Below are 5,084 nucleotides of genomic sequence, written 5' to 3'. Positions count from 1 at the left end.
GGGTTCGGGGGCAGCGCCCCCGAGTCGTTGACGGGAACGGGTAGGGGCGGCGGGGGCGAGAAAAGCTACAGCCCAGGACCCCGCACCGGGATCGACGTGAACGTAGGCGCCGGTGCCGGGTCCTTGAAGAAGTCGTTGCCCTTGTCGTCGACGACGACGAACGCCGGGAAGTCCTCCACCTCGATCTTCCACACGGCCTCCATCCCCAGCTCCTCGTACTCGACGACCTCGACCTTCTTGATGCAGTCCTGCGCCAGCCGCGCGGCCGGCCCCCCGATGGACCCGAGGTAGAACCCCCCGTGCGCCCCGCACGCGTCCGTCACCTGCTGCGACCGGTTCCCCTTCGCCAGCATCACCTTCGACCCGCCCGCCGCCTGGAACTGCTCCACGTAGGAGTCCATGCGCCCGGCCGTGGTCGGCCCGAACGACCCGGACGCGTACCCCTCGGGGGTCTTCGCGGGCCCCGCGTAGTACACGGGGTGGTCCTTCAGGTACTGCGGCATCTCCTCACCCGCGTCGAGCCGCTCCTTGATCTTCGCGTGCGCGATGTCGCGCGCCACGACGAGCGGCCCGGAGAGCGACAGCCGCGTCTTGACGGGGTACTTCGTCAGCTCGGCGAGGATGTCGTCCATCGGCCGGTTCAGGTCGATGCGCACGACATCACCGGCCTCGTCCAGGTGCGCGTCCGTCGTGTCGGGCAGGAACCGCGCCGGGTCCGTCTCCAGCTGCTCCAGGAAGACGCCCTCCGCGGTGATCTTCGCGACGGCCTGGCGGTCGGCGGAGCAGGAGACGGCGATGGCGACCGGGCAGGACGCGCCGTGCCGGGGCAGGCGCACCACGCGCACGTCGTGGCAGAAGTACTTGCCGCCGAACTGCGCGCCGATCCCGATCTTCTGCGTCAGCTCGAAGACCTTCTCCTCCAGGTCCTTGTCCCGGAAGCCGTGGCCCAGCTCGGAACCCTCGGCCGGAATCTCGTCCAGGTAGTGCGCGGACGCGTATTTCGCGGTCTTCAGGGCGTACTCCGCGCTCGTGCCGCCGACGACGATCGCCAGGTGGTACGGCGGGCAGGCGGCCGTGCCGAGCGAACGGATCTTCTCCTCCAGGAACTTCATCATGGAGGCCTCGTTCAGGACGGCCTTCGTCTCCTGGTAGAGGAACGACTTGTTCGCCGAGCCGCCGCCCTTGGCCATGAAGAGGAACTTGTAGGCGCCGCCGTCGGCCGCGTACAGCTCGATCTGGGCGGGGAGGTTCGAGCCGGTGTTCTTCTCGTCCCACATGGTCAGCGGGGCCATCTGCGAGTACCGCAGGTTCAGGTTCAGGTACGCGTCGTAGATGCCGCGGGACAGGGCCGCCTCGTCGCCGCCCTCCGTGAGCACGTTCTGGCCGCGCTTGCCCATCACGATCGCCGTGCCGGTGTCCTGGCACATGGGGAGCACGCCGGCGGCGGCGATGTTCGCGTTCTTCAGGAGGTCCAGTGCGACGAACTTGTCGTTGCTCGACGCCTCCGGGTCGTCGATGATGCGCCGCAGCTGAGCGAGGTGCGCGGGCCGCAGGTAGTGCTGGATGTCGTGGATCGCCTCGGCCGCGAGCGTGCGCAGCGCCTGGGGCTCCACCTTGAGGAACGTGCGCCCGTCGGCCTCGAAGGTGGACACACCCTCGGAGGTCACCAGCCGGTAGGGGGTGGTGTCCTCTCCCTGGGGGAGCAGATCGGTGTACGCGAACTCAGGCATCTCGCCAAATCCTTCATCGACAGACAGCGGCCGGCCTCCGTTGGCGGCGCCACCAGCGTAGAACCTGCCTCGGACAGCGAGCGTGTGAGGTAAGGCTCAGTAGGTCGTCCACACCCGCTTTCCACACCTTCTAGTCGCGATCTATCGCGTTTGGGTACGCTGCTGCCGTGGACCTTCAGAAGCACACCGAGCCCGACCTTCGGAAGCACACCGACCTCCGCGCGTCCGACGCCGACCGCGACCGGATCGCGGACATGCTGCGCGACGCCCACGCCGAGGGGCGCCTCACCGCGGAGGAGCACGCGGAGCGGGTCGAGGAGGTCTTCCGCGCGAAGACCGTGGGCGACCTGGAACCGCTGGTGCGGGACCTGCCCGCGGCCCACCGCCCCCGCTCCTCGGCCGCGTTCGCGGCGGCCCCCAACCGGCCGGCCCCGGGCGCGATCCCGCCGGTCGCCGACGAGAACGTGGTGGCGGTGTTCAGCGCGGCCGTCCGCAGAGGCCGCTGGCGCGTGGGCCGCCGCACGCACGCGTACGCGATCTTCGGCAGTGTGGAGATAGACCTCAGCGAGGCGATATTCGAGCACCAGCAGGTCGTGATCAAGGCGATATCGGTGTTCGGCAGTGTCGAGGTCCGCGTCCCGGAGAACGTGTCGCTGCGCGGCAGCGGCGGGGGAGTCCTCGGCAGCTTCGAGGTGGACACGCTGGACTCGGGCGAACAGGACGCCCCCGTGGTGTACGTGGACGGGCTGGCCGTCCTCGGAAGCATCGAGGCGAAGCCGAAGCGGGGCAAGCTGATCGAGGACATCCTCGACCGGGTCACCGACAAGGTGAACGCCAAGTTGCGCAAACACCTGGGGCATTGACGGTCGCGAATCCACGACGACCGGAAGCACACGGTCCGGGGCGAGGCCTCGTGCCCGGCCCGGTGGCGGCCGGGATCCTCGGCGCTTGCGAACTGAGTGCATAGGCGCGCGTACAGCGGGTAGGCCTTGCTGCATCGTCTCTCGCTCGCGAAGCCGTCGTCAGGAGTAGACCGTGCTGCATCCGCCGCATCAGTCCCTGCAGGTCGCTGCCGTTCCGCCCCAGCCGGTGCCGGTGCGCGAGAGGGACCAGGACGCCCCCTGGCACACGGAGGCCGTGTGCCGCCGCGACGAGGCCGGGCTGTTCTTCGCACCCTCGAAGGAACCCACCGCGGCCCGGCTGTCCCGCGAGGAGGCGGCGAAGCGGGTCTGCGCGCGCTGTCCGGTGATGATCGAGTGCCGGGAACACGCACTGCTGCAACCCGAGCCGTACGGCGTCTGGGGCGGCCTCACCGCCGCGGAGCGCCGAGTGGTCCTGGCCCGCCGCCGCCGCCGAGACCTGGACCTACAAAAAACAGCCCGAACCCCGGGCCCCATAGCAGCAGCCGGCTGACCCGCCGCAAACACCCCCGCGCCCAAAGGGGCGCGGGGAACGGCGCGACAAGCCACGACGCACCCGCAGACATTCACCGGCCCGACAAGGGGCGCGGGGAACGGCGCGCGCAACCACGACGCACCCGCAGACATCCACCGGCCTGATAAGGGGCGCGGGGAACTGCGCGACAAGCCCCCACGGACCCGCACCCGACCACGGCCCCCGCGACCCCCAAAAACCGGCGGAGCTACTTCGCCCGGTCGAAGTCGATCGCGCTGTACGCCCGCAACTTCGCCAGCCGATGCTCGGAGCTGATCTGCCGAACCGTCCCCGACTTCGACCGCATCACGATCGAATCGGTCGTCGCGGTCTCGGGCCGGTACCGAACCCCCCGCAGCAACTCCCCGTCAGTGATCCCCGTGGCCACGAAGAACACGTTCTCCCCGGACACCAGGTCATCCGTGAGTAGCACCCGGTCCAGGTCATGCCCCGCATCCACCGCCCGCGCCCGCTCCTCGTCGTCCTTGGGCCACAACTTGCCCTGGATGGTGCCACCGAGGCACTTCACCGCACAGGCGGAGATGATCCCCTCGGGCGTACCCCCGATGCCGAGCAGCAGATCGATCCCCGTGCCCTCGCGCAGCGCCAGGATCGAGCCGGCGACATCCCCGTCGGAGATGAGCTTGATGCGCGCGCCGGTCTCCCGGATCTCCTTGATGATGCCGTCGTGCCGCGGCCGGTCGAGGATGACGACGGTGACGTCCTCGGGCGTGACGCGCTTGGCCTTGGCGACCCGCCGGATGTTCACGGACACGGGCGCGTTGATGTCGACGAAGTCGGCGGCCTCGGGCCCGGTGACCAGCTTGTCCATGTAGAAGACCGCGGACGGGTCGAACATCGTGCCGCGGTCGGCGGCGGCCAGCACGGCGATCGCGTTGGTCATGCCCGCCGCGGCGAGGGTCGTCCCGTCGATCGGGTCGACGGCGATGTCGCACGCGGGACCCGTCCCGTCGCCGACGTTCTCCCCGTTGAAGAGCATCGGGGCCTCGTCCTTCTCGCCCTCCCCGATGACGACGACGCCGTTCATCGAGACGGTGGAGACGAGGGTCCGCATGGCCCGCACGGCCGCCCCGTCGGCGCCGTTCTTGTCGCCGCGGCCGACCCAGCGGCCCGCGGCCATCGCGGCGGCCTCGGTGACCCGGACGAGCTCAAGGGCGAGGTTGCGGTCGGGGGCCTCGGAGGGGACCTCTAGTTCGGACGGCAAGTGATGCTCGGTCATCGGAGCGCACCTTTCTGATACGGCGACGGCCGGATGAGGGTTTTCACCGACTCTATCCTCAGTCCGACAAAATGAGCAGGGGGCCCCACGGATGAGCGGGGCAGTGCACCTGCGACGATGGGGGAGTGGCAGGCAGAAAAGGCAAGCAGTCGGTCCGGGACATGGTGTTGTCCCTGGGCCTGATCGGCATCGTCGCGGGCTTCATCTACGTCTTCATCCCCAAGGACGACTCGGAGCCCCCTCTCGAACGGGTCGACTACCGCGTGGAGCTCCTCACGGCACGCCGTGCGGCCACCTATCCGGTGGCGGCGCCCGAGGGTCTGCCCACGGAGTGGAAGGCGACCTCCGTGCGGTTCCGCGGAGCCGACTTCGACGCGTGGCACCTCGGTTTCCACGACCCCGACGGGGAGTACGTGGCGATCGAGCAGTCCACTCAGAAGCCCGTCACGTTCATCGGTGACACCACGCAGGGCGCCGAGGAGACGAACGTCACCCAGCGCATCGGCGAGAAGTCCTGGAAGCGGTACAAGGGCGAGAAGTACGACGCTCTGGTGCTCCGGGAGAAGAACTCCACGACCGTGGTCACCGGCACGGCCTCGTTCGCGAAGCTGACGAAGATGGCGGAGTCCCTCAGGACGTCGTGAGCGCGGACGGACATGCGAGAGGCCCCCGGCGACGCC

5 protein-coding genes are annotated in these 5,084 nt (G+C 69.3%); 3 read left to right on the top strand and 2 right to left on the bottom strand.

Annotated elements, in window-relative coordinates; translation table 11 throughout:
- Positions 1 to 65: 65 nt before the first annotated feature.
- A complete protein-coding gene (locus tag ACFWGJ_RS41765; protein ID WP_387334182.1) occupies positions 66 to 1,730 on the bottom strand; it encodes a fumarate hydratase in 1,665 nt (554 codons plus the stop codon).
- A 167-nt stretch (positions 1,731 to 1,897) separates the two neighbouring features.
- Here ACFWGJ_RS41765 and ACFWGJ_RS41760 point away from each other — a divergent pair, with 167 nt between their 5' ends.
- On the top strand, positions 1,898 to 2,593 hold the full coding sequence (locus tag ACFWGJ_RS41760; RefSeq protein WP_387334181.1) for a DUF1707 domain-containing protein: 696 nt from the start codon (positions 1,898 to 1,900) through the stop codon (positions 2,591 to 2,593).
- 172 nt (positions 2,594 to 2,765) lie between these two features.
- Positions 2,766 to 3,143, top strand: coding sequence for a WhiB family transcriptional regulator (locus ACFWGJ_RS41755; protein ID WP_210880556.1), 378 nt, complete (start codon positions 2,766 to 2,768; stop codon positions 3,141 to 3,143).
- Positions 3,144 to 3,372: 229 nt separating this feature from the next.
- Here ACFWGJ_RS41755 and glpX read toward each other — a convergent pair whose 3' ends face one another.
- Positions 3,373 to 4,404: a class II fructose-bisphosphatase gene (gene glpX / locus ACFWGJ_RS41750; RefSeq protein WP_107020245.1), complete on the bottom strand. Its 1,032-nt coding sequence runs from the start codon at positions 4,402 to 4,404 to the stop codon at positions 3,373 to 3,375.
- A 125-nt stretch (positions 4,405 to 4,529) separates the two neighbouring features.
- Here glpX and ACFWGJ_RS41745 point away from each other — a divergent pair, with 125 nt between their 5' ends.
- Positions 4,530 to 5,048, top strand: coding sequence for a DUF4245 domain-containing protein (locus ACFWGJ_RS41745; RefSeq protein WP_107020244.1), 519 nt, complete (start codon positions 4,530 to 4,532; stop codon positions 5,046 to 5,048).
- Positions 5,049 to 5,084 lie beyond the last annotated feature (36 nt).

It is taken from the genome of Streptomyces sp. NPDC060205 (assembly GCF_042728395.1).
In the GTDB taxonomy this organism is placed as follows: domain Bacteria; phylum Actinomycetota; class Actinomycetes; order Streptomycetales; family Streptomycetaceae; genus Streptomyces.
The sequence above is the reverse complement of the archived record's forward strand: the minus strand, read 5'-3'. Positions and strand labels throughout refer to the sequence as shown.

Bases quoted from the DNA above. Each gene is read 5' to 3' on its own strand.
- ACFWGJ_RS41765 (WP_387334182.1), bottom strand. From the start codon at position 1,730: ATGCCTGAGTTCGCGTACACCGATCTGCTCCCCCAGGGAGAGGACACC.
- glpX (WP_107020245.1), bottom strand. From the start codon at position 4,404: ATGACCGAGCATCACTTGCCGTCCGAACTAGAGGTCCCCTCCGAGGCC.